Source organism: Salinicola lusitanus (genome assembly GCF_003206045.1).
Lineage (GTDB): Bacteria > Pseudomonadota > Gammaproteobacteria > Pseudomonadales > Halomonadaceae > Salinicola > Salinicola lusitanus.
In genome coordinates, this window is the sequence record NZ_PZJM01000009.1 from 275,474 (window position 1) to 297,619 (window position 22,146).

Sequence of the window (22,146 nt, forward strand, 5' to 3'; positions counted from 1 at the left end):
TTAACCCCTGACCCTTAGCAAAACTCGACTGAGCAAGACTCGACTGAAACTGGAGAGAACCATGGAAGCACAAGTTCTGGGCATGACCGCGATTGCCGTTTCCCTGCTGATCGGCCTGGGTGCCCTCGGCACCGCTATCGGCTTCGGCATCCTCGGCGGCAAGTTTCTGGAAGGCGCCGCGCGTCAGCCGGAAATGATCCCGCAGCTGCAGGTCAAGATGTTCATCGTCGCCGGCCTGCTCGACGCCGTGACCATGATCGGTGTCGGTATCGCTCTGTTCTTCACCTTCGCCAATCCGTTTGTCGGTTAACGTCGCCTCAAGGCCCTCGAGGCCCCGGTGACCCTAACCCCAAACCCGTGACGCGAGAGGTGCTGGCGTGAATCTGAACCTTACACTGATTGGTCAGGCCATTGCCTTTGCCGTCTTCGTCTGGTTCTGCATGAAGTATGTATGGCCGCCGGTCATGCAGGCGCTGCAGGAACGACAGAAGAAGATTGCCGATGGTCTGGATGCAGCCAGCCGTGCGACCCGTGATCTCGAACTGGCTCAGGAAAAAGCCGAAGAGACACTGCGGGAGAGCAAGGAGCAGGCGCAGCAGATCCTGGAACAGGCCAACAAGCGGGCCAATCAGATCGTCGAAGAAGCCCGTGACAACGCGCGGGCCGAAGGCGAGCGCATCATCGAGAGCGCTCGCAGCGAAATCGATCAGGAGATCAATCGCGCGAAGGAAGAGCTGCGTGCCCAGGTATCGCTGCTGGCCGTGGCCGGCGCCGAGCGTATCCTGGAGTCCTCCATCGACGAAGCCAAGCATCGTGAGCTCGTCGACAAGCTCGCTGCCGAGCTCTAAGGAGGCGCACCATGGCTGAATCGTCTACCGTCGCTCGACCCTACGCCAAGGCGGCGTTCGAGTTCGCGCGCGATAACAAGGCGCTCCAAGCGTGGTCCCAGAGTCTGTCACTGGTCGCCCAGGCGGCCGGTGACACCGATGTCCGTGAACGCATACTCGGCAACCCGCGGCTGACCTTCGAGGACAAGACCCGGCTGCTGCTGGAAGTCTGCGAAGACCAGCCCTTCGACGAGAGCGTGGGCAACTTCCTGCGCCTCGTCGGCGAAAAGGGGCGCCTGGCTGCGTTGCCCGACATCTTTGACGAGTTCGAGGCGCTGCGCGCCCAGGAAGAGAAGCGGGTCGATGTCACCATCGTCTCCGCCTTCGAACTGGACGATGCGCAGCAGAACGTGCTCGCCGAGGCTCTGAAGAAGCGCCTTAATCGTGAAATCTCCATTACCACTCAGGTGGACCGCGAGCTGCTAGGCGGCGTGATCCTGCGTACCGGCGACACCGTCATCGACGGTTCGGTACGCGGTCGATTGCAACGTCTGCGCGAAGCGCTCACCGCCTGAGTTCGAGGGACATGGCATGCAGCAACTGAATCCTTCCGAGATCAGCGACATCATCAAGCAGCGTATCGAAAAGCTGGATGTCGCCTCCGAGGCCCGTAATCAGGGCACCGTCGTCAGCGTCGCTGACGGCATCGTCCGCATCCACGGCCTGGCCGACGCGATGCTGGGCGAAATGATCGAATTCCCCGGTAGCGTCTTCGGCATGGCGCTCAACCTCGAGCGCGACAGCGTCGGCGCCGTGGTCCTGGGCGACTACCTCGAGCTCGAAGAGGGCATGACCGCGCAGTGTACCGGTCGTATCCTCGAAGTGCCGGTCGGTCGCGAACTGATCGGCCGCGTGGTCGACGCACTGGGCAACCCGATCGATGGCAAGGGCGACATCGACGCCAAGATGACCGACGCGATCGAGAAGGTTGCGCCGGGCGTCATCACCCGCCAGTCGGTCGACCAGCCGGTGCAGACCGGCCTCAAGTCGATCGACGCCATGGTGCCGATCGGTCGTGGCCAGCGCGAGCTGATCATCGGCGATCGCCAGATCGGTAAATCCGCGGTGGCGATCGACGCGATCATCAACCAGAAGGGTACGGGGATCACCTGTATCTACGTGGCCATCGGTCAGAAGCAGTCGACCATCGCCAACGTGGTGCGCAAGCTCGAACAGCACGGCGCCATGGATCACACCATCGTGGTCGCCGCCGGCGCCGCCGATCCGGCCGCCATGCAGTACCTGGCGCCTTACGCCGGCTGCACCATGGGCGAGTACTTCCGCGACCGCGGCGAAGACGCGATGATCGTCTACGACGACCTCTCCAAGCAGGCCGTCGCCTATCGTCAGATCTCGCTGCTGCTGCGTCGTCCGCCGGGTCGTGAAGCCTATCCGGGTGACGTCTTCTACCTCCACTCGCGTCTGCTCGAGCGCGCCGCGCGCGTCAACGCCGAGTACGTCGAGAAGTTCACCAACGGTGAAGTGAAAGGCAAGACCGGTTCCTTGACCGCGCTGCCGATCATCGAGACCCAGGGCGGCGACGTCTCCGCGTTCGTTCCCACCAACGTGATCTCGATCACCGACGGCCAGATCTTCCTCGAGACGGGGCTGTTCAACTCCGGTATCCGTCCGGCCATCAACGCCGGTCTGTCGGTATCGCGTGTCGGCGGTTCGGCCCAGACCAAGATCATCAAGAAGCTCGGCGGCGGTGTGCGTCTGGCCCTCGCCCAGTATCGCGAGCTGGCCGCGTTCTCGCAGTTCGCGTCCGATCTCGACGAAGCGACCCGCAAGCAGCTCGAGCACGGTCAGCGCGTCACCGAACTGATGAAGCAGAAGCAGTACTCGCCGTTGTCGGTGGCCGAGATGGGCGTCACGCTGTACGCCGCCAACGAAGGCTTCCTGGACGACGTCGCGGTCGACAAGGTGCTGGATTTCGAGCGTGCCCTGCACGACTACATGAAGTCCGAGCACGCCGATCTGCTCGACAAGATCAACCAGAGCGGCGGCTACGACGACGAGATTCAGAAGGGTCTCAAGTCGGGTCTCGAGTCGTTCAAGTCCACTCAGACCTGGTAAGTGGCATGGCCCGCCTTCTCGTCCACGGACGAGAGCGGGCCGGCCCGCCCGACTGAGCGGCATGAATCAGGGTGATCCGAGATGGCAGCTGGAAAAGAGATCAAGTCCCAGATTGGGAGCATCAAGAACACGCAGAAAATCACCAGCGCCATGGAAATGGTCGCTGCGTCGAAAATGCGTCGGGCTCAGGAGCGCATGGCGGCTAGCCAGCCCTATGCCAAACTGATCCGCCGGGTGGTCGGCCACGTCGCCAAGGCCAATCCGGAATACCGTCACGACTACATGATCGAACGCGACGTCAAGCGCGTCGGTTATATCGTCGTTTCCAGTGATCGCGGGCTCGCCGGCGGCTTGAACGTCAACATGTTCAAGGCGGTGGTCAAGCACGCACGGGACTGGGACCAGAAGGGCGTGGGCGCCGATTTCGCGGCGATCGGCAGCAAGGCCGGTGGTTTCTTCCGCAAGCGCGGCGGCAACCTGCTGGCAGCCAAGAAAGGTCTTGGTGATGCGCCGGAAGCCCAGGATCTGGTCGGTAGCGTCAAGGTGATGCTCGATGCCTTCGATGAAGGCAGTCTGGATCGGCTCTACGTGGTGTACAACGAATTCGTCAACACCATGAGCCAGAAACCCGTCGTGCGTCAGTTGCTGCCCCTCGAGGCGGTCGGTGACGAAAACGGTGGGGAAGAACAACCCGGTTCCGGCGACACGCACAAAAGCTGGGACTACCTGTATGAGCCGGATGCCAAGACCCTGCTCGATCACCTGCTGGTTCGCTACGTCGAATCCCAGGTGTACCAGGCCGTGGTGGAGAACGCGGCTTGTGAGCAGGCCGCGCGCATGATCGCGATGAAGAACGCGACCGACAACGCCGGCGATCTGATTGACGATCTTCAACTGGTGTACAACAAGGCGCGTCAGGCGGCCATTACCCAGGAAATTTCGGAAATCGTCGGTGGTGCCGCGGCGGTATGACGACATCGCCGTCTGCGTGACGGCGATCTCGAGTACGGCTTGGCCCAACAGGTTTCATTTGCAGGTTTACGAGGAACCACTATGAGCGGACGTATCGTACAAATCATAGGCGCGGTGGTTGACGTAGAATTCCCGCGGGACGACGTTCCCAAGGTCTACGACGCGCTGACGGTCTCGGGTAAAGAGGCCGTTCTCGAAGTGCAGCAGCAGCTCGGCGACGGCGTGGTTCGCGCCATCGTCATGGGCTCCAGCGAAGGTCTCCAGCGCGGCATCGAAGTGGTCAACACCGGTGCCCCGATCTCCGTACCGGTGGGTACCGAGACGCTGGGTCGCATCATGAACGTGCTGGGTGAGCCGATCGACGAGGCCGGCGACATCGGTTCGGATGCCAAGCGCATGCCGATCCACCGCCAGGCCCCCGGCTACGCGGATCAGGCCGCCTCCAGCGATCTGCTGGAGACCGGCATCAAGGTCATCGACCTGGTCTGCCCGTTCGCCAAGGGCGGCAAGGTCGGCCTGTTCGGCGGCGCCGGTGTCGGCAAGACCGTCAACATGATGGAGCTGATCCGTAACATCGCCACCGAGCACAGCGGCTACTCCGTGTTCGCCGGTGTCGGTGAGCGTACGCGTGAAGGTAACGACTTCTACCACGAGATGGACGAGTCCAACGTTCTCGACAAGGTCGCGCTGGTCTACGGCCAGATGAACGAGCCCCCGGGCAACCGTCTGCGCGTCGCCCTGACCGGCCTGACCATCGCCGAGAACTTCCGTGACGAAGGTCGCGACGTACTGCTGTTCGTCGACAACATCTACCGCTACACCCTGGCCGGTACCGAAGTGTCGGCACTGCTGGGTCGTATGCCGTCGGCGGTGGGCTATCAGCCGACCCTGGCCGAAGAGATGGGCGCCCTGCAGGAGCGTATCACCTCGACCAAGACCGGCTCGATCACCTCCGTCCAGGCCGTCTACGTGCCGGCGGATGACTTGACCGACCCGTCGCCGGCCACCACCTTCGCCCACCTGGATTCCACCGTGACGCTGTCGCGCTCCATCGCCGAACTGGGTATCTACCCGGCCGTCGATCCGCTCGACTCCACGTCTCGCCAGCTCGATCCGCTGGTGGTCGGCGAAGAGCACTACAATACCGCTCGCGGTGTCCAGAACGTGCTCCAGCGCTACAAGGAGCTCAAGGACATCATCGCCATCCTGGGGATGGACGAGCTCTCCGACGAAGACAAGCTGGCCGTGGCCCGGGCGCGTAAGATCCAGCGCTTCCTGTCGCAGCCGTTCTTCGTCGCCGAGGTCTTCACCGGTGCACCGGGCAAGTACGTGTCGCTGCAGGAAACCATCCGTGGCTTCCAGGGCATCCTCAACGGCGACTACGACGACATGCCCGAACAGGCGTTCTACATGGTCGGCACCATCGACGAAGCCGTCGAGAAAGCCAAGAGCATGAAGTAAGCCTGCAGACACCCGGGAGATAAATCGCTATGGCCACATTTCAGTGTGACATCGTCAGTGCCGAGAAGGAGATCTTCTCGGGCAACGTCGAGCAGCTCATTGCTGCCGGCGTGGCCGGCGATCTGGGTATCCTGCGCGGTCACGCGCCGCTGCTGACCGAGCTCAAGCCCGGTCCAGTGCGCGTGATCCAGGAGAACGGCGAAGAAGAGCTCTACTACGTCACCGGCGGCTTCCTCGAAGTGCAGCCGGATGTGGTCTCGGTGCTGGCGGATACCGCCACCCGAGCCAGCGATCTCGATGAGGCGGAAGCCGAGCAGGCGCGGCAACATGCGCTGGCCTCGCTCAACGAGAAACAGAGCGAGCTCGACTACGCACGAGCCTCCGCCGAACTGGCCGAAGCCTCCGCTCAGCTGCGCACGCTGCAACAGCTGCGCCGCAAGGGCGGTCGCGGCTGACGCGCCAGGCGCCCAGGCAGCATGTGCTGATGGCAGTACCCGAAGGCGACTCCCTGGAGTCGCCTTTTTCATGCCTGGAGGCCAGACGATCGGATTCTGTCAGGCTGCCTCCGACACGCTAGAATGACGCCCGGTTTTCATTGATCAGAAGGAAGAACGCCATGACTCTCGACGTCGTGATACTGGCCGCCGGCCAGGGCTCCCGCATGCGCTCGAAGACGCCGAAGGTGTTGCACAAGCTGGCGGGGCGTTCCCTGGTTCAGCACGTCGTCGACACGGCATCGGGGCTGGAGCAAGCGCGGCTGCACGTGGTCGTCGGTCATGGCGGCGAGATGGTGCGCCAGGCGTTGTCGACGCCTGCGGACCGCGAGCTCGCCTTCTGCGAGCAGGCCGAGCAGAAGGGCACCGGGCACGCCGTGGCGCAGGCGCTGGATAGCCTCGGCGACGGCAAGGTGCTGGTGCTCTACGGCGACGTGCCGCTGATCCAGGCCAGAACCCTCGAGACACTGCTCGAGGGCGTCGACGAGCGTCACATGGCACTGTTGACGGTGACACTCGACGACCCGACCGGTTACGGCCGCATCGTGCGTGACGGCAAGGGTTCGGTCGTCGCCATCGTCGAGCACAAGGATGCCGACAACCAGCAGCGCGCCATCCGCGAGTGCAATACCGGCATCATGGCGATGACCGCCGCCCAGCTCCGGCGCTGGCTGCCCGAGCTTTCCGCCGAGAACGCCCAGGGCGAGTACTACCTGACCGACGTGATCGCCATGGCCGCCGCCGACGGCGTCGAGGTCACCGCCAGCCAGCCGGGTTCGCCGGTGGAGGTCGAGGGCGTCAACGACCGTCGCCAGCTCGCCTCGCTGGAGCGGGCCTTCCAGCGGCGTCAGGCCGATCGTCTGATGGCGGCGGGCGTGGGGCTGGCCGATCCCGAACGCTTCGATCTACGTGGCGACGTCACCGTCGGGCGCGATATCCAGATCGACGTCAACGTGATCCTCGAAGGCCAGGTGATCCTGGAGGATGACGTCGTCATCGGCCCCAACTGCGTGATCAAGGACAGCGTGCTGCGTCGCGGCGCCGTAGTGAAGGCCAACAGCCATCTGGAAGGCGCCGAGATGGGGGAGGAGAGCGATTGCGGGCCCTTCGCCCGGCTGCGCCCCGGCACCCGGCTCGGCGCGCGTGCCCATGTCGGCAACTTCGTCGAGACCAAGAACGCCAGCCTGGGCGAAGGCGTCAAGGCGGGCCATCTCAGCTATCTGGGGGATGCCGAGATCGGCCGCGACACCAATGTCGGCGCCGGCACCATCACCTGCAATTACGACGGCGCCAACAAGCATCTCACCCGGATCGGCGAAGCCGTGTTCGTCGGCTCCAACAGTTCGTTGGTTGCGCCGGTCACCATCGGCAACGGCGCCACCATCGCCGCGGGCTCCACCATCACCCGCGAAGTGAAAGATGACGAGCTGGCGCTGGCCCGCAGCCGTCAGGTGGCCAAGCCCGGCTGGCAGCGCCCGGTGAAGACGCCGAAGTCTTGATGCTGCGTCTGGCCGATGTTCCAAGAGGATGTTTACAAACCCTCTGATGATGGGCGCCGGGGGCAGGGCAAAGCGAGGGTCCTTTGCCATGGATGGCAAAGGTAGCGCCCAGGGAAGGGTTCACAGCGCCCTCGCGACGCCCTGCCGCCGGATAAGCTCACGTCATCCACCGGTTGGAAAGGCGTTCTAAATCGGCATTGGCCATCCCTTGGCGTCTACCCCTTCGCATCCGTCGACCGAGCGCGGGCCATGCACTGCTGCCAGCGGTCGTCGACCCGCTTGGCGAACCAGGCGGTGGTGAGGTTGCGGGTGATCTTGGGACTTTCGAGCTTGATCCCCGGCAGGCGCGCGTAGGGGATGGGCTGACCTTCCTGCTGTAGCGCCAGCGAATAGACCTTTTCGTAGAGCGCGGTCCGTTCGAAATCGAGGGAATCCTCTTTCTCCAGCGCATCGCGGATTTCACCGTCGTCCATATCCAACTGACGCTTCAAGGTGCGTACCGCCAGCTCGGTCTGCCCGGCCTGGCGTGAGCCGGGGATGATCAGGTCGCCATCGAGGGCGAGCGGAATCCCGGAAAGCTGGGTGACGGCGGCCTGGAAGGCGGCGTTGCGGCTGGCGTACCAGCCGGCGTTGAAGTCGGCGAAACGGTAGATCGGCTCGTCGTAGTTGGCCGGATAGCCGAGCAGGTGGGCGATGCCGAAGTAGAGTCCGCCGCGCCGGGTGAACACCTCGTGACGGATCGAGCCGTCGATCGGGTAGGGGTAGTTGTCGGCGTGCTTTTCGGCGAAGTCGACGCTGACCTGCATCGGACCGCCGGTGTGCACCGGGTTGAGGCTGCCGAACAGCTCCCGGCCGAGCGGCGCCATGTCGATGAAATCCTCGAAGATCTCGCTCATCTCGCGCTCGGTGGTGATGTGATCGAGGCGCTCGCTGTAGCTCTCGCCGGTGGGCGATTCGAGGTTCAACCCGGCAGTCACCAGGAAACCGGGGATATGTAGCGCGCTGGCCCGGCGCTCGATCTCCTGGCGGGCGATGACGGATAGATTGGGCACGCTGGGATCGGCGTCGTAGGTCGATTCCTGCTCGATCACCGCCAGCGTGGCGCAGAGGTTGTCCTTCGTCGCGGGCAGGTTCTGGGCCGAGAAGGCGGCGGTGATGTCCGTCGCCCAGCCGTCGCGGTCCTCGGTCGAGGCCGGTATCAGGCCGACCAGCTCGGTTTTTACCGCTGCCGGGCGCTGCTCGAAGCCGGGCTGCGGTGGCTGGGTGCTGCAGCCGACCAGCAGTGTCAGGCCAAGGGCGGGTGCCCAGCGGAGTCGCCCGGGAATCATGAATCTCCTCGTGCGCCGAGATGCTTCACCAGCCGCTGCAGCATCGCGTCGCAGCGTTCGAGCTGCTCGATGGCGATGAACTCGTCCGGCTTGTGGCCCTGATCCATGCAGCCGGGGCCGCACACCACGGTGGGAATGCCGGCCTCGTGGAACAGTCCGCCCTCGGTGCCGTAGGCGACCGTGCCGAAGTCATCGCGATCCGCCAGGGTGGCGATCAGTCGCGCCACGTCGCTCGACGCCTCGGTGGTCAGCCCCGGATAGGCCTGCAGCGGCTCGAAGCGGATGTCGGTGTCGGGCTCGACGGCGTGCATGCGCGGGAGCAACTCGGTATCGGCGTAGTCGCGCATCTCGCGCTCGACCTCACCGGCATCGAAGCCTGGCAGCGAGCGCACTTCCCAGTCGAAGCGGCACTCCGAGGGCACGATGTTGAGCGCCCGGCCGCCCTCGATCACACCGGTCTGCACGGTCGAGAAGGGCGGGTAGAAGCGCTCGTCGTGATGGGCCGGGTCGGCCAGTCGTTCACCGATCTCGGTGAGCTTGGTGATCATCTTCGCCGCGGTCTCGATGGCGTTGACCCCTTCCGGTGCATAGGCGGAGTGGCAGGGCGCGCCCTTCACCTGGCAGCGCACGCCGAGTTTGCCCTTGTGACCCAGCACCGGCTTGAGCTCGGTCGGCTCGCCGATGATGCAGGCGATCGGCCGATGCGGCCTCTCCTCCAGCATCGAGATGATCGAACGCACGCCAAGGCAGCCCACCTCTTCGTCGTAGGAGAACGCCAGATGAATCGGCGTCTCGAGGTCGGCCGCCTTGAAGCTCGGCACCGCCGCCAGCACGCAAGCGATATAACCCTTCATGTCGGTCGATCCGCGACCGTAGAGCTTGCCGTCCCGTTCGGTCATCTCGAAGGCCGGTACGGTCCATGGCTGGCCATCCACCGGCACCACGTCGGTGTGTCCGGAGAGCACCACGCCGCCGCGATCGGTGGGGCCGATCGTCGCCCACAGATTCGCCTTGCTGCCGTCCTCGTTGTGGATCAGTTCGCTATCGACGCCCTGCTCGGCGAGGTAATCGCGCACGAACTCGATCAGGGCAAGGTTGGAATCGCGGCTGACGGTGGCGAAGCCGATCAGCTTCTCGAGGAGCGCTTGGCTGTTCAAAGAGGTCGACATGGCGCTTGTCCTTGTGAAGTCGGTGGTCATCGGTAGTCGATGATGCCGCTCGCCGGTTCGTTGTGCCACCTGGCTTGGCATTTTTACGTTTTCTTGATGCCTTGCGCCGACTTTCCTCATCGAATTTTTACGCCCTTCGACTCGACACTGGATCTCTCTCGAACGAGGAGGTGAGCCATGTCCTACCTGATGCTGGCGGTCGCCCTCGCGACCGCCGTCTACCTGCTGGCGACGCTCTGCTGGCCGGAGCGATTCTAGCCATGAATGCAATGATGCTCTGCTACGCCCTGCTGATCGGGCTGGCGCTGCCGCTCGGGCTCTATATGGGCCGCGCGCTGGATACGGACCGCCCCAGCGTGATGGATCGTCTCTTCGGGCCGGTGGAGTCGGTCCTGATGCGCCTGGCCGGTGTCGATCGCCGCGCCTCGATGTCCTGGTCGGCCTATCTGCTGGCGGTGTTGAAGCTTCATCTGCTGTTGGTCGCGCTGGCTTGGCTGGTCTTCATGGGCCAGGGGTTCCTGCCGCTCAACCCCGACGGGATCCCCGGCATGAACTGGGATACGGCGCTGCACACCGCCGTCTCGTTCGCCACCAACACCAACCAGCAGCACTATTCGGGCCAGGCCCAGCTCTCCTACCTGAGCCAGACCCTGGCCATCGTCACGCTGCAGTTCCTGACTCCTGCGACGGGGCTGGCGGTGCTGCTCGCCATCACCCGGACGCTGCTGCGGCGCCCGGCCGCCACCGACGCCGGGGGCGGGGTGGGTAACTACTACGTCGACCTCACGCGGATCGTGATGCGGGTGCTGCTGCCGCTATCACTGGTTGTGGCCCTGATTCTGGTGTGGCAGGGCGTGCCGGCGACGTACCAGGGCGCCGAGCGGGTGATGATGCTCGATGGCGGCGCGACCCAGGTGATACCGCGCGGCCCGGTGGCACCGATGGTGGCGATCAAGCAGCTCGGCACCAACGGCGGTGGCTGGTACGGCCCCAACTCGACCGTGCCGCTGGAGAATCCGACCGGGCTGTCGAACCTGATCGAGACGATCGCACTGATGCTGATACCGGTGGCGTCGCTGATCGCGGTGGGCGTCATCAGCGGCCGGCGCCGGCTGATGATGGGGATCGGCGCGGTGATGATCGCGTTCTCGCTGATCACCACCAGCCTGATCGTGGTGTCGGAGCGACTGCCCAACGCCGCCCTGGCCGGGCTCGTCGTCGCCGACAGCCCCAATCTCGAGGGCAAGGAGCTGCGCTTCGGCAGCGACCTCTCCGCGCTCTGGGGCAGCTGGACGACCCAGACCTCCAACGGCTCCGTCAACGCCATGCACGACAGCTTCAACCCGCTTGGTGGCCTGGGGCTGCTGATGGACATGTTCGTCAACGTCACCTTCGGCGGCATCGGCGTGGGCCTGATCGGCTATCTGCTCTACCTGATGCTGGCGGCATTCATTGGCTCGCTGATGATCGGCCGCGCCCCGGAACTGTTCGGCAAGCCACTGGAGACCCGCGAGATGCGCTGGATCTCGCTTGCGATCCTGGCCCAGCCCCTGATCATTCTCGGCCTGAGCGCGATCACCGTGACCTTCCCCGGCCTGACCGGAAACTCCAATCCCGGCTTCCACGGCCTCTCCCAGGTGCTCTACGAATTCACCTCGGCGTTCGCCAACAACGGCTCCGGCTTCGAAGGGCTCGGCGACGCGACGCCGTGGTGGAACCTGACCTGCGTGGTGGCGCTGGCGGTCGGCCGCTTCCTGCCGATGCTGGTGCCGCTGGCGGTGGCCGGCTGGCTGGCGGGCAAGCGCACGGCACCGCAAGGGCGTGGCAGCCTGGTCATGGAGAGCGGCGCCTTCGTCGGACTCAGCGCCGGTGTCATCGTCATCGTCAATCTGCTCGGTTTCCTGCCCGCCCTGGTGCTGGGACCGATCGCCGAACAACTGGTACTCGCCCCATGAAGCCCATCGACGACAGTACCTTCGTTTCCCGTTCCCGAACGGGAAGAGACAGCGGGAGCGATAGGGAGAGCCCTGTGAAGCGTGACCTGACCAGACGCCGACCCCGTGCCGCGGCAACGACCCTGCAGGTGCAGCCGCTGCTCCTGCTGGTGGAGTCCTTCAAGCGCCTGAATCCGACCAGCCTGGCGCGCAACCCCGTGATGGCGGTGGTCGCCATCGGCACGCTGATCTGCGCGCTCTACACCACCCTCGCCTTTGCCGAGGCCAACGGCCAGGGTGGTTTCGCTTTGAGCGTGACGCTGATCCTGCTGGCCACGGTGCTGTTCGCCAACGCCGCCGAGGCGATGGCCGAGGCCCGTGGCAAGGCCCACGCCGGCAGCCTGCGCGCCACCCGCGGTGAATTGAAGGCACGACGGCTGACCCACAGCGGTGAGGAGACGGTTGCCGCCGACCAACTGCGCCGCGGCGATCGTGTCCGCGTATCGGCCGGCGAACTGATCCCCGCCGATGGCGAGATCGTCCAGGGTGCCGGTTCGATCAACGAGTCCGCCGTCACCGGCGAATCCGCGCCGGTCCTGCGCGAGGCGGGTACCGACAACAGCGGCGTCAGTGCCGGGACCAAGCTGCTCTCCGACGAGCTGATCGTCGAGGTCAGCGTCGACCCCGGCGAGTCGCTGCTCGATCGCATGATCGCCCTGGTGGAGGGCGCCAGCCGCCAGAAGACGCCGAGCGAGCTGGCGCTGTCGGTGCTGCTCTCCACGCTGACGCTGGTGTTCCTGATCGTCGTGGTCACGCTGGTGCCGATGGCGCGATTCGTGGGGATCGAGACCTCGACGGTGATGCTGGTGGCACTGCTGGTCTGCCTGATACCCACCACCATCGGCGGGCTCTTACCGGCCATCGGTATCGCCGGGATGGAGCGGGCCATGCGCGCCAATCTCATCGCCAAGTCCGGCAAGGCGGTGGAGATCGCCGGCAGCATCGACACCCTGCTGCTCGACAAGACCGGCACCATCACCCTGGGCGATCGTCGCGCCACCGAGTTCGCACCGTGCCACGGAATCGACATGAAGCGGCTGCGCGAGGTCGCCGGTATCTGCTCGCTCGAGGACCCGACGCCGGAGGGGCGCTCCATCGTCGTGCTGGCGCGGGAACAGGGCGCTTCGCTGGCGGACGAACAGGGCGCGTCACTTACGCCTGTCGAAGATGCCGAGGTGGTGCCGTTTTCCGCCACCAGCCGGGTTTCCGGCCTCGATTTCGCCGACGGCCGACGCTGGCGCAAGGGCGCGCCCAATGCCATTGCGCGCCAGGTGCAGGAAGCCGGCGGGCGGCTACCGGACGATTACGAGGCGCTGGTCGAACGGATCTCGCGCCACGGCGCCACGCCGCTGGCGGTGGCCGAGGACAACGTGCTGCTGGGCGTGATCGCGCTGTCGGACGTGATCAAGCCAGGCATCGCCGAGCGCTTCATGCAGCTGCGCGAGATGGGGGTGAAGACGGTGATGATCACCGGCGACAACCCGATCACCGCCTCGGCGATCGCCGCCGAGGCCGGGGTCGACGACTACATTGCCGAGGCAACGCCGGAGCGCAAGCTCGAACTGATCCGTGAGGAACAGGCCGCCGGTCGGCTGGTGGCGATGATGGGCGACGGCACCAACGACGCCCCGGCGCTGGCCCAGGCGGACCTGGGCCTGGCGATGAACTCCGGCACCCAGGCAGCGCGGGAGGCGGCCAACATGGTCGACCTCGACTCCGACCCCGGCAAGCTGCTCGAGGCGGTGGAGATCGGCAAGCAGCTGCTGATCACCCGTGGCGCGCTCACCACCTTCTCGCTGGCCAACGATGTCGCCAAGTACTTCGTCATCCTGCCGGCGATCTTCGCCGCCAGCGTGCCGGCATTGGGTGGGCTCGACGTGCTCGACCTGCACTCGCCGGCCTCCGCCGTGCTGTCGGCGGTGATCTTCAACGCCCTGGTGATTCCCGCGTTGATTCCGTTCGCCCTGCGCGGGGTGCGGGTCCGTGCCACGAGCGCCAGCGCCATGCTGCGGCGCAACCTGCTGATCTACGGTCTCGGCGGCCTGCTGCTGCCGTTCCCCGCGATCAAGCTGATCGATCTGGTCGTCGGGCTGTTCGTCTAGCCGATCGTCCCTTGCCAAAGGAGGTTCTCGACATGTCATTCGCCTCGTTTCTGAACAGTACCCGCCTCGGCAGCGCCCGCCGCGACAACGCCGGCGGCGCAGCGACGGCGCTTCGCTTCACCCTGCTCATGGCCGGGCTGCTCGGTCTTCTCTATCCGCTGGTCGTCGTCGGCCTGGGGCAGCTGGCGTTTCCCCACCAGGCTAACGGCAGCCTGCTGAGCGACCGGGAAGGCCGGGTCGTCGGCTCCGCCCTGATCGGCCAGCGATTCACCGGCGACCGCTATTTTCAGGGTCGCCCCTCGGCGGTGGACTACGCCGCCGATGCTGTCGCCGGCTCCAATCTGGCGCCGAGCAACCCGGCATTGCGGCAACGTGCCGAGGCCGACGCCCGGCGAATCACCGCCCGTGATGGGGTCCCGCCGGGGCGGATACCGGCGGATCTGCTGACCGCTTCGGGTTCCGGGGTCGACCCGCACATCAGCCCCGAGGCGGCGGCCATCCAGGTCGCGCGTATCGCGAGGGTGCGAGGCCTGGCGCCATCGGCTGTCACGGCGCTGGTCGAGCGCTATAGTGACCGCGGGGACCTTGGCGAGCCGAGAGTCAACGTGCTGGCGCTCAATCTGGCGCTGGACGGGCGCGAGTGATGCCATTCGCGAGACATCGAGTGCCCGCCGGAGTGTCCCGGACGGGCGAGTGACCGAGGGAGATCGTGCCGTGAATGAGCCTCTTGCCATGCGCCGCCCCGACCCGGACGCGCTGCTGGATACCACCCGGACCCGCGCCGGTGGCGCGCTGCGGATCTTTTTCGGCGCCGCCCCCGGCGTTGGCAAGACCAGCGCCATGCTGCGCACCGCTCGGGAGCGCTTCGACGCCGGGGACGACATCGTGCTGGGAGTGATCGAGGCCCACGGTCGCGAGGAGACCGAGCGGCTCTGCGACGGCCTGCCGAATCTGGCGCTGACGCCCAGGGAACGCCATGGTCGCACCTTTCCTGAATTCGACCTCGATGGGGCGCTGGCTCGGCACCCGGCGATCCTGCTGGTCGACGAACTGGCCCACCGCAATATCCCCGGTGGGCGCCACGCCCGGCGCTGGCAGGATATCGAGGAGCTGCTGGAGGCGGGGATCGAGGTCTGGACCACGCTCAACGTCCAGCACGTCGAGAGTCTCAACGACGATGTTGCCCGGATCACCGGCATCCGCATGCGCGAGACCGTGCCCGATCGCCTGATCGCCCGGGCCCGGGACGTATCGCTGATCGACCTCACCCCGCTGGAACTGATCGAGCGGCTCAAGCAGGGCAAGGTCTACGTTCCCGAACAGGCGCGCGCCGCGCTGGAGCACTACTTCTCGCCGGGCAACCTCACGGCGCTGCGCGAGCTGGCGCTGCGAGTGATGTCGGAACGGCTGGACGCCGACGTTCGTCAGGTGATGGACGCCAGCGGCGTCGCCGGCCCATGGCCGGTACGGGCGCGACTGCTGGTCGTCGTCGAAGGCCGCCGGGTCGATCACGTCCTGCTGCGCGCCGCCAGCCGCTGGGCACAGCGCCATCAGGCACCGTGGCAGGTGGTGCAACTGACGCCGTTGCGGGACGCCGACCCGGCCACCGAGAGCGAGTCGAGCAACCTGCGTCAGCAGGCCGAGCAGCTCGGCGGCAGTTGGGAGACCCTGAGCGGCGACGATCCGATGGCGGAGCTGCTCGATCATGCCGCGCGCCACAACATCACCGCGCTGATGATCGGGCGTGGCGGTGCGAATCGCCGTGCGGGGCGAACATCGAGCGAGATCGGCTGGCCCGCGAGCGGATGGCGGCGCCCGCTGGTGGAGCGGTTGCTGGCGCGACGCCCACCGTTCGATCTGATCGTGCTGGCCGACGACGACAGCCCCGCCCGGCGCTCCCGGCCACGCTGGCAGTGGCCGCAGGCCCGCGAATGGCTGTGGCCGATCGCGACGACCGCGCTGGCGGCGCTGGCGGCACAGCTGCTCTCGACTCAGGTACAGCTGGCCAACCTGTCGCTGATCTTCCTGACCGCCGTGCTGGCGAGCGCGCTGCGTGCCGGTACCCGGGCGGCGATGCTGACGGTGGCGTTCAGCGCCCTGACCTACAACTTCCTGTTCACCGAGCCACGCTTCACCCTGGCGATGATCCAGCAGGACCAGATCCTGACACTGGTGATCTTTCTGCTGGTGGCCGTGGTGGCGGGCCAACTGGCGGGCAAAGTGCGTCGACAGCTCGGTGCGCTGCGCCAGAGTCGTCATCAGATCCAGGAGATGCTGTCGATCTCACGTGCGCTGGCGGGGGCCGCCGATCATGATCGCGTTCGCGACATCGCGCTCAAGGCACTGGCCGATTCGCTGGCGCTACCCTGCGTATTCGTCGAGAGTGACGATCCGGCCGAGGCGCCTCGCGCCACCGCCGCCTATCCGGGCAGCCTCGCCCTCGAGCCCGCCGCGCTCCAGGCCGCCCGCTGGACCCATCAGCACGGCAAGCCGAGCGGGCACGGGACCCAGACCCTCAGCGCCCAGCGCTGGCGATTCCTGCCGGTGGGCGGGAGCGGTGCCACCCGCGGCGTGCTGGGGCTGGCGCTGGGCGATCGCCAGCAGCCTCTCGGTGTCGCCGAAGAGGCGCTGATCGACAGCCTGATCAATCAACTGGCCAGCGCGCTGGCGCGCACTCGACTGGTCGCCGATCTCGGCGCTGCCCGGCTGGCGGAGGAGAACGAACGCCTGCGCTCGGCGCTGCTCTCATCGGTCTCCCACGATCTGCGCACGCCGCTGGCCTCGATCATCGGTTCGGCCAGCTCGCTGCGGGAGCTCTGGTCGCAGCTCGGTGAGGGCGACCGGGAGGAGCTGCTGGATGGCATCCTCGGCGAGAGCGAGCGGCTCAACCGTTACATTCAGAACCTGCTCGACATGACCCGACTCGGCCACGGTGGGCTCAAGCTCGAGCGGGACTGGGTAGCGCTGTCGGACATCGTCGCCTCGGCGCTGAAGCGTCTCGGCTCGGTGGTCGAAACGCTCGAGATCGAGCGCCACATCGCCGCCGACCTGCCGCTGCTCTACGTGCACCCCGCGCTGATCGAACAGGCGCTGATCAACGTCATCGAGAACGCGGCCCGCTTCTCGCCGCCGGGTGGACGGCTGCGCATCACCGGGGAGCGGGAGGCCGATCGCATCGCGATCCAGGTCAGCGACCAGGGGCCGGGCATTCCGGAAGCGCTGCGCGAGCGCATCTTCGACATGTTCTTCAGCGGTGGCGAGGGAGATCGCGGCCCCCAGGGCAGCGGCCTGGGGCTGGCCATCTGTCGTGGCATGATTGGTGCCCATGGCGGCGAGATCAGCGCCGGCCCGGCGGCGTGGGGCCAGGGCACCACGATCCGGATCCTGCTGCCGGTCTGGACGCCGCCAGCGGAGGAAGCGACAGTCGGAGGTGGCGTCGAGGATGCCAGCGAAAACGGGATCTGACCTCCCACCCACAAAGAGAAGGCAGCGCATGCAGCAACCACCCACGGGGCTTGAGCCATGAGTGATTCGACGCCCGGCCAGCGCGGTCCGCGCATTCTGCTGATCGAGGACGAGCGTCAGATCCGGCGCTTTCTGCGCATCAGCCTGACCTCGCAAGGGTTCGAGGTCGTCGAAACGGAGCATGGCAACGCCGGAATGGCGGCATTCAACCGCCAGCGTCCGGATCTGGTGCTGCTCGATCTCGGGCTGCCCGACATGGATGGTATGGAGGTGCTGGACGCCCTGCGGGCGCAGAGCGAGGTGCCGGTAATCGTGGTCTCGGTGCGAGCCAGCGAAGCGGAGAAAGTCGCCGCACTGGATGCCGGGGCCAATGATTACATCACCAAGCCGTTCGGGGTGCAGGAGCTGCTGGCACGGGTGCGGGCAGCGCTGCGCAAGGCCACGCCCGGCACCGCCGGCGAAGGGCTCAGCCTCGGCGACGTGATCATCGATCTGGCCGGGCGCCGGGTCACCCGACACGGCGAGAGCATTCACCTCACGCCGCGAGAGTTCAGCGTGCTGGCCGCGCTCGCCCGCCAGCCCGATCGGGTTATCACCCAGCACCAACTGCTGTCGGATATCTGGGGGCCGGTACATGTCCATGACACTCACTATCTGCGTATCGTCATCAGCCGCCTGCGCCAGAAGCTCGGCGACGACCCGGATGCTCCCGCGCTGATCCAGACCGAGGCCGGGATCGGTTATCGCCTGCTGTTGCGCTGAGGCGAAGGCGCGTCGAGTCAATCTATCCACAGCCGGAGGGCAGCGTGACCCGTGCGCTGTGTTGTCCACACCCGCTTCTTCCAGCCTGGCACGCTCTCGCTGTTCCGTTCGCGGTCGTTCATTCGTCGCCATTTCGCGCCGGCGCCGAGCATCGAGACTTGACCCGATGGCGCGATTGGGTTTTGATTCGAATCCATTATCTTTCGAATCGAAACTTAAAAGCGGATTTCGAAACTCACGCCATGCCGAAACGCGATACCGCCCAGCGACGTCACGCCATCCTTGCCTACGTCAACGCCCATGGCGAAACGCCGGTCGAGGTGCTGGCGTCGCGTTTTGGCATCTCCGAGGTCACGGTGCGCAAGGATCTCTCCTCGCTGGAGAGCAGCGGCCTGCTGCTGCGCCGCTACGGCGGGGCGGCGCCGCTGCCCCAGGAGATGCTGGCCGAACCGGCGCAGGTGCTCTCGCCCCACAAGCGCGCCATCGCCCGGGCCGCCCGTGCCCGTATCCGCGAGCACAACCGCATCATCGTCGACAGCGGCACCACCACGGCGGCGCTGATCGGTGAGCTCGGCGGCCTGCGCGGACTGGTGGTGATGACCAATTCGCTCGCCGTGGCCGGTGCCCTGCGCGAGCTCGAACCCGAGCCGGCGCTGCTGATGACCGGTGGCACCTGGGACCCGCACTCCGAATCCTTTCAGGGTCAGGTCGCCGAACAGGTGCTGCGCGCCTATGACTTCGATCAGCTCTTCGTCGGTGCCGACGGCATCGATCTCGACCGCGGTACCACCACCTACAACGAGCTCTTCGGCCTCACCCGCGTGATGGCGGAGGTCGCCCGCGAGGTGGTGGTGATGGTCGAGGCCGACAAGCTCGGCCGCCGCATCCCCAATCTGGAACTCCCCTGGGCCCGTATCGACACCCTGGTGACCGACTGGCGTCTCGAGGCGGCGGATGCCGCCGCCATCGAGGCCCAGGACGTGACGCTGGTGGTCGCCGACGCGCCCCAATAGCTTCGAGGACATCGAACATGTGTGGAATCGTCGCCGCGCTGGCAGCGCGCAACGTGCAGGGCATCCTGCTGGAAGGACTCAAGCGGCTCGAGTACCGCGGCTACGACAGTGCCGGCATGGCCGTGCTGGATAGCGCAGGCGCGCTGGCGCGCCTGCGTGCGCTGGGCAAGGTCGCGGCGCTGGAGGAGAAGCTCGCCGATGGTGACCTCAAGGGGCATATCGGTATCGCCCACACCCGCTGGGCGACCCATGGAAAGCCCTCCGAGGCCAACGCCCATCCCCATATCGCCGGGCGCCTGGCGCTGGTGCACAACGGCATCATCGAGAACTACGAACCGCTCAAGCGCGAGCTTGAGGCCGAGGGCGTGGTGTTCGAGTCCGAGACCGACACCGAAGTGGTGGCGCATCTGCTCGAACGCACCTTCGACGCCCACGGCGATCTGCTCGCCGCGGTGCAGGCGACCCTGGCCCGGATCGACGGCGCCTACGCGCTGGCCGTGATGCACGTGGAGGCGCCGCGCGAGATCGTCGGCGCGCGCAAGGGCAGCCCGCTGGTGGTCGGCGTAGGGATCGACGAGCACTTCCTCGCCTCCGACACCCTGGCGCTGCTGCAGGTCACCGACCGCTTCGTCTATCTGCAGGAGGGCGACGTGGTGCGCCTGTCGGATGCCCACGGCATCGAGATCTTCGCCGACGGCGAACCGGCCGAGCGGGCGGTGCACACCTTCGAGCATGGCGATAGCGCCGCCAGCCGCGGCGAGTATCGCCACTTCATGCTCAAGGAGATCCATGAGCAACCGGCGGTGGTCGCCGCCACCCTGGAAGGGCGTCTCAGCGGTAGTCGGGTGCTGGAGAGCAGCTTCGGGGTCGACGCCAAGGCGCTGTTCGCGCGCGTCAGGCAGATCCATATCGTCGCCTGCGGCACCAGCTATCACGCCGGCCTGGTGGCGCGTTACTGGCTGGAGAAGCTTGCCGGTATCCCGACCACGGTCGAAGTCGCTTCGGAGTATCGCTACCGCGAGGTGGTGGTGCCGGAGAATACCCTCTTCGTCACCCTCTCCCAGTCCGGCGAGACCGCCGACACCCTGGCGGCGCTGCGCTATGCCAAGGGGCGTGCGGCCGGCTATCTTGGCGCTTTGGCGATCTGCAACGTGCCGGGCAGCTCGTTGACCCGCGAGTCGGATCTGGCGCTGATGACCCAGGCCGGCCCGGAGATCGGCGTCGCCTCGACCAAGGCGTTCACCACCCAGCTGGTGGCGCTGTTGCTGCTGACCCTGGCGCTGCGCCGCGAGCGCGGCGATGCCCGCGAGACGGCGCTGGTGCAGGCCTTGCGCGGGCTGCCGGCGCTGCTCGAACAGGCGCTGGAGATGGATGGCCCCATCGCCGAGCTGTCGGAGGCGTTCGCCGAGAAGCATCATGCGCTGTTCCTGGGCCGGGGCACCCAGTTCCCGATCGCCCTGGAGGGCGCGCTCAAGCTCAAGGAGATCTCCTACATCCACGCCGAGGCCTATCCGGCGGGGGAGCTCAAGCACGGCCCGCTGGCGCTGGTCGACGCCGACATGCCGGTGATCGCGGTGGCGCCCAACGACGAGCTGCTGGAGAAGCTCAAGTCCAACCTGCAGGAGGTGCGCGCCCGCGGCGGCGAACTCTTCGTCTTCGCCGACGAAGGCGTGGGGCTGACCGCCGCCGCCGACCTGCGCGTGCTGCACCTGCCGCAGATCGACGAAGTGCTCGCGCCGATTCTCTACACCCTGCCGCTGCAGCTGCTCTCCTACCATGTCGCCGTGCTCAAGGGCACCGACGTGGATCAGCCGCGCAACCTGGCCAAGAGCGTGACGGTGGAGTAGAGCGCGCCGACGCGACGGGCCCCAGCGGGGCCCGTCGTGCCAGCCGTTGCCTCGAATCGTCCCTGACGCCAGACAGCCCAATGTCTCCCCCGCACATACCGACCTCGCAAGCCGCTCAGACGGCGATAGCACATCTCTGAATCGTTATGTTATAACTTCGCGCTTCTCGGCCTTTCCAGCAGGAGCGTGGCGTGGTGCCCGAGCCCAGTGAGCCCGTGTTGCGGGTGGACAATCTGTCGGTGCATATCGGCACGCAGCGCGTGGTGGCTGGTCTCGACTTCACCGTCGGCGCCGGTGAGCGCGTCTGCCTGATCGGCCCCTCGGGTTCGGGCAAGTCGCTCACCGCGGCGGCGATCCTCGGTATCACCCCCTCCACGGCGAGCGTCGGCGGCAGCATTCGCCTCGGCGCACATGAGGTCGCTGGTGTGGCGGCGACGCAGCGCCCGCGAGCGCTGCGCATCGGCATGGTGTTCCAGAACACCCAGGCGGCCCTGAACCCGCTGGTGAGCGTGGGCGCCCAGTTGAGCGAGCCTTTCGTGCGCTTCCACGGGCTGTCGCGGCGGGCGGCGCGGGCCGCTGCCGCCGAGCTGCTGACGCGCATGCGCCTCACGGCGGCCACCGAGCTGTTGACGCGCTCGCCCGCCGAACTCTCCGGTGGCCAGCGCCAGCGGGTCTGCGTGGCGCTGGCGCTGGCCTGCAAGCCTTCACTGATCGTGGCCGACGAGCCGACCACGGCGCTCGATGCGCTGACCCAGGCGGAGGTGCTGACGCTGCTGCATGAGACCACCGGTGGCGCCGGGAAGCCTGCGCTGCTGTTCATCTCCCACGACATGGGGGCGGCCAGCCGGCTGTGTCAGCGTGCGGTGATTCTGGAGCAGGGGCGGATGATCGAGAGTGGCCCGCTGGCGGATCTGGTCGCGTCACCCCGGCAGCGCTTCACCCGCGAGCTGGTGGCTGCGATGCGCAGCGCCGAGATAACGCCCGAGATGCTGGCGGCAACTGACGCCTACTCCACCTCCGGCGCTGCTGCGGTGGGGGCGCGATGAGTCTCCTCGACGATTGCCACCCGGAGCGAGG

Annotated in this window: 18 protein-coding genes; 16 read left to right on the top strand and 2 right to left on the bottom strand. The window is 66.4% G+C overall.

From position 1 onward, the window contains the following. Positions 1–61 precede the first annotated feature (61 nt). The 8 genes from atpE to glmU all read left to right on the top strand — a co-directional run bounded on the left by atpE (position 62) and on the right by glmU (position 7,389). A complete protein-coding gene (gene atpE / locus DOM45_RS14590) occupies positions 62–310 on the top strand; it encodes a F0F1 ATP synthase subunit C (protein WP_011508579.1) in 249 nt (82 codons plus the stop codon). Between the two features lie 67 nt (positions 311–377). Beyond that, on the top strand, positions 378–848 hold the full coding sequence (locus DOM45_RS14595; RefSeq protein ID WP_110601664.1) for a F0F1 ATP synthase subunit B: 471 nt from the start codon (positions 378–380) through the stop codon (positions 846–848). 11 nt (positions 849–859) lie between these two features. Beyond that, positions 860–1,402 carry a F0F1 ATP synthase subunit delta gene (locus DOM45_RS14600; RefSeq protein ID WP_110601665.1) on the top strand — a complete coding sequence of 181 codons (543 nt, stop codon included), beginning with the start codon at positions 860–862 and terminating at the stop codon, positions 1,400–1,402. 16 nt (positions 1,403–1,418) lie between these two features. After that, entirely contained in the window at positions 1,419–2,963 is a 1,545-nt protein-coding gene (gene atpA, locus DOM45_RS14605) for a F0F1 ATP synthase subunit alpha (RefSeq protein ID WP_110601667.1), read from the top strand. Between the two features lie 81 nt (positions 2,964–3,044). Beyond that, the gene (gene atpG, locus DOM45_RS14610; RefSeq protein ID WP_110601668.1) at positions 3,045–3,935 is read left to right on the top strand and encodes a F0F1 ATP synthase subunit gamma; all 891 of its coding nucleotides are present in this window, start codon (positions 3,045–3,047) and stop codon (positions 3,933–3,935) included. An 81-nt stretch (positions 3,936–4,016) separates the two neighbouring features. After that, positions 4,017–5,396, top strand: a complete 1,380-nt coding sequence (atpD, locus tag DOM45_RS14615; protein WP_110601669.1) for a F0F1 ATP synthase subunit beta — start codon at positions 4,017–4,019, stop codon at positions 5,394–5,396. Between the two features lie 29 nt (positions 5,397–5,425). Further along, entirely contained in the window at positions 5,426–5,851 is a 426-nt protein-coding gene (locus DOM45_RS14620) for a F0F1 ATP synthase subunit epsilon (RefSeq protein ID WP_110601671.1), read from the top strand. Between the two features lie 161 nt (positions 5,852–6,012). After that, entirely contained in the window at positions 6,013–7,389 is a 1,377-nt protein-coding gene (gene glmU, locus DOM45_RS14625) for a bifunctional UDP-N-acetylglucosamine diphosphorylase/glucosamine-1-phosphate N-acetyltransferase GlmU (protein WP_110601672.1), read from the top strand. 215 nt (positions 7,390–7,604) lie between these two features. Here glmU and DOM45_RS14630 read toward each other — a convergent pair whose 3' ends face one another. Beyond that, positions 7,605–8,717, bottom strand: a complete 1,113-nt coding sequence (locus tag DOM45_RS14630; RefSeq protein WP_110601674.1) for a DUF1615 domain-containing protein — start codon at positions 8,715–8,717, stop codon at positions 7,605–7,607. Then, positions 8,714–9,886, bottom strand: coding sequence for an acetylornithine deacetylase (argE, locus tag DOM45_RS14635; RefSeq protein ID WP_110601675.1), 1,173 nt, complete (start codon positions 9,884–9,886; stop codon positions 8,714–8,716). Before argE ends, DOM45_RS14630 begins: the two co-directional genes overlap by 4 nt. A gap of 260 nt (positions 9,887–10,146) precedes the next feature. Between argE and kdpA the strand changes: the two genes are divergently transcribed. From kdpA to DOM45_RS14680, 8 genes are all read left to right on the top strand, one after another. Next, the gene (gene kdpA / locus DOM45_RS14645) at positions 10,147–11,841 is read left to right on the top strand and encodes a potassium-transporting ATPase subunit KdpA (protein WP_110601678.1); all 1,695 of its coding nucleotides are present in this window, start codon (positions 10,147–10,149) and stop codon (positions 11,839–11,841) included. A 74-nt stretch (positions 11,842–11,915) separates the two neighbouring features. After that, positions 11,916–13,982: a potassium-transporting ATPase subunit KdpB gene (kdpB, locus tag DOM45_RS14650; RefSeq protein ID WP_280951691.1), complete on the top strand. Its 2,067-nt coding sequence runs from the start codon at positions 11,916–11,918 to the stop codon at positions 13,980–13,982. 32 nt (positions 13,983–14,014) lie between these two features. Continuing rightward, entirely contained in the window at positions 14,015–14,626 is a 612-nt protein-coding gene (kdpC, locus tag DOM45_RS14655) for a potassium-transporting ATPase subunit KdpC (RefSeq protein WP_110601680.1), read from the top strand. A gap of 70 nt (positions 14,627–14,696) precedes the next feature. After that, a complete protein-coding gene (locus DOM45_RS14660; RefSeq protein ID WP_240612406.1) occupies positions 14,697–17,447 on the top strand; it encodes a sensor histidine kinase in 2,751 nt (916 codons plus the stop codon). A gap of 57 nt (positions 17,448–17,504) precedes the next feature. After that, positions 17,505–18,209, top strand: a complete 705-nt coding sequence (locus DOM45_RS14665) for a response regulator (protein ID WP_110601683.1) — start codon at positions 17,505–17,507, stop codon at positions 18,207–18,209. Positions 18,210–18,451: 242 nt separating this feature from the next. Then, positions 18,452–19,222: a DeoR/GlpR family DNA-binding transcription regulator gene (locus DOM45_RS14670; RefSeq protein WP_110601684.1), complete on the top strand. Its 771-nt coding sequence runs from the start codon at positions 18,452–18,454 to the stop codon at positions 19,220–19,222. 17 nt (positions 19,223–19,239) lie between these two features. Further along, positions 19,240–21,069, top strand: coding sequence for a glutamine--fructose-6-phosphate transaminase (isomerizing) (gene glmS, locus DOM45_RS14675; RefSeq protein WP_110601686.1), 1,830 nt, complete (start codon positions 19,240–19,242; stop codon positions 21,067–21,069). Positions 21,070–21,263: 194 nt separating this feature from the next. Continuing rightward, positions 21,264–22,115 carry an ATP-binding cassette domain-containing protein gene (locus tag DOM45_RS14680; RefSeq protein ID WP_240612407.1) on the top strand — a complete coding sequence of 284 codons (852 nt, stop codon included), beginning with the start codon at positions 21,264–21,266 and terminating at the stop codon, positions 22,113–22,115. The last annotated feature ends 31 nt before the right edge of the window (positions 22,116–22,146 follow it).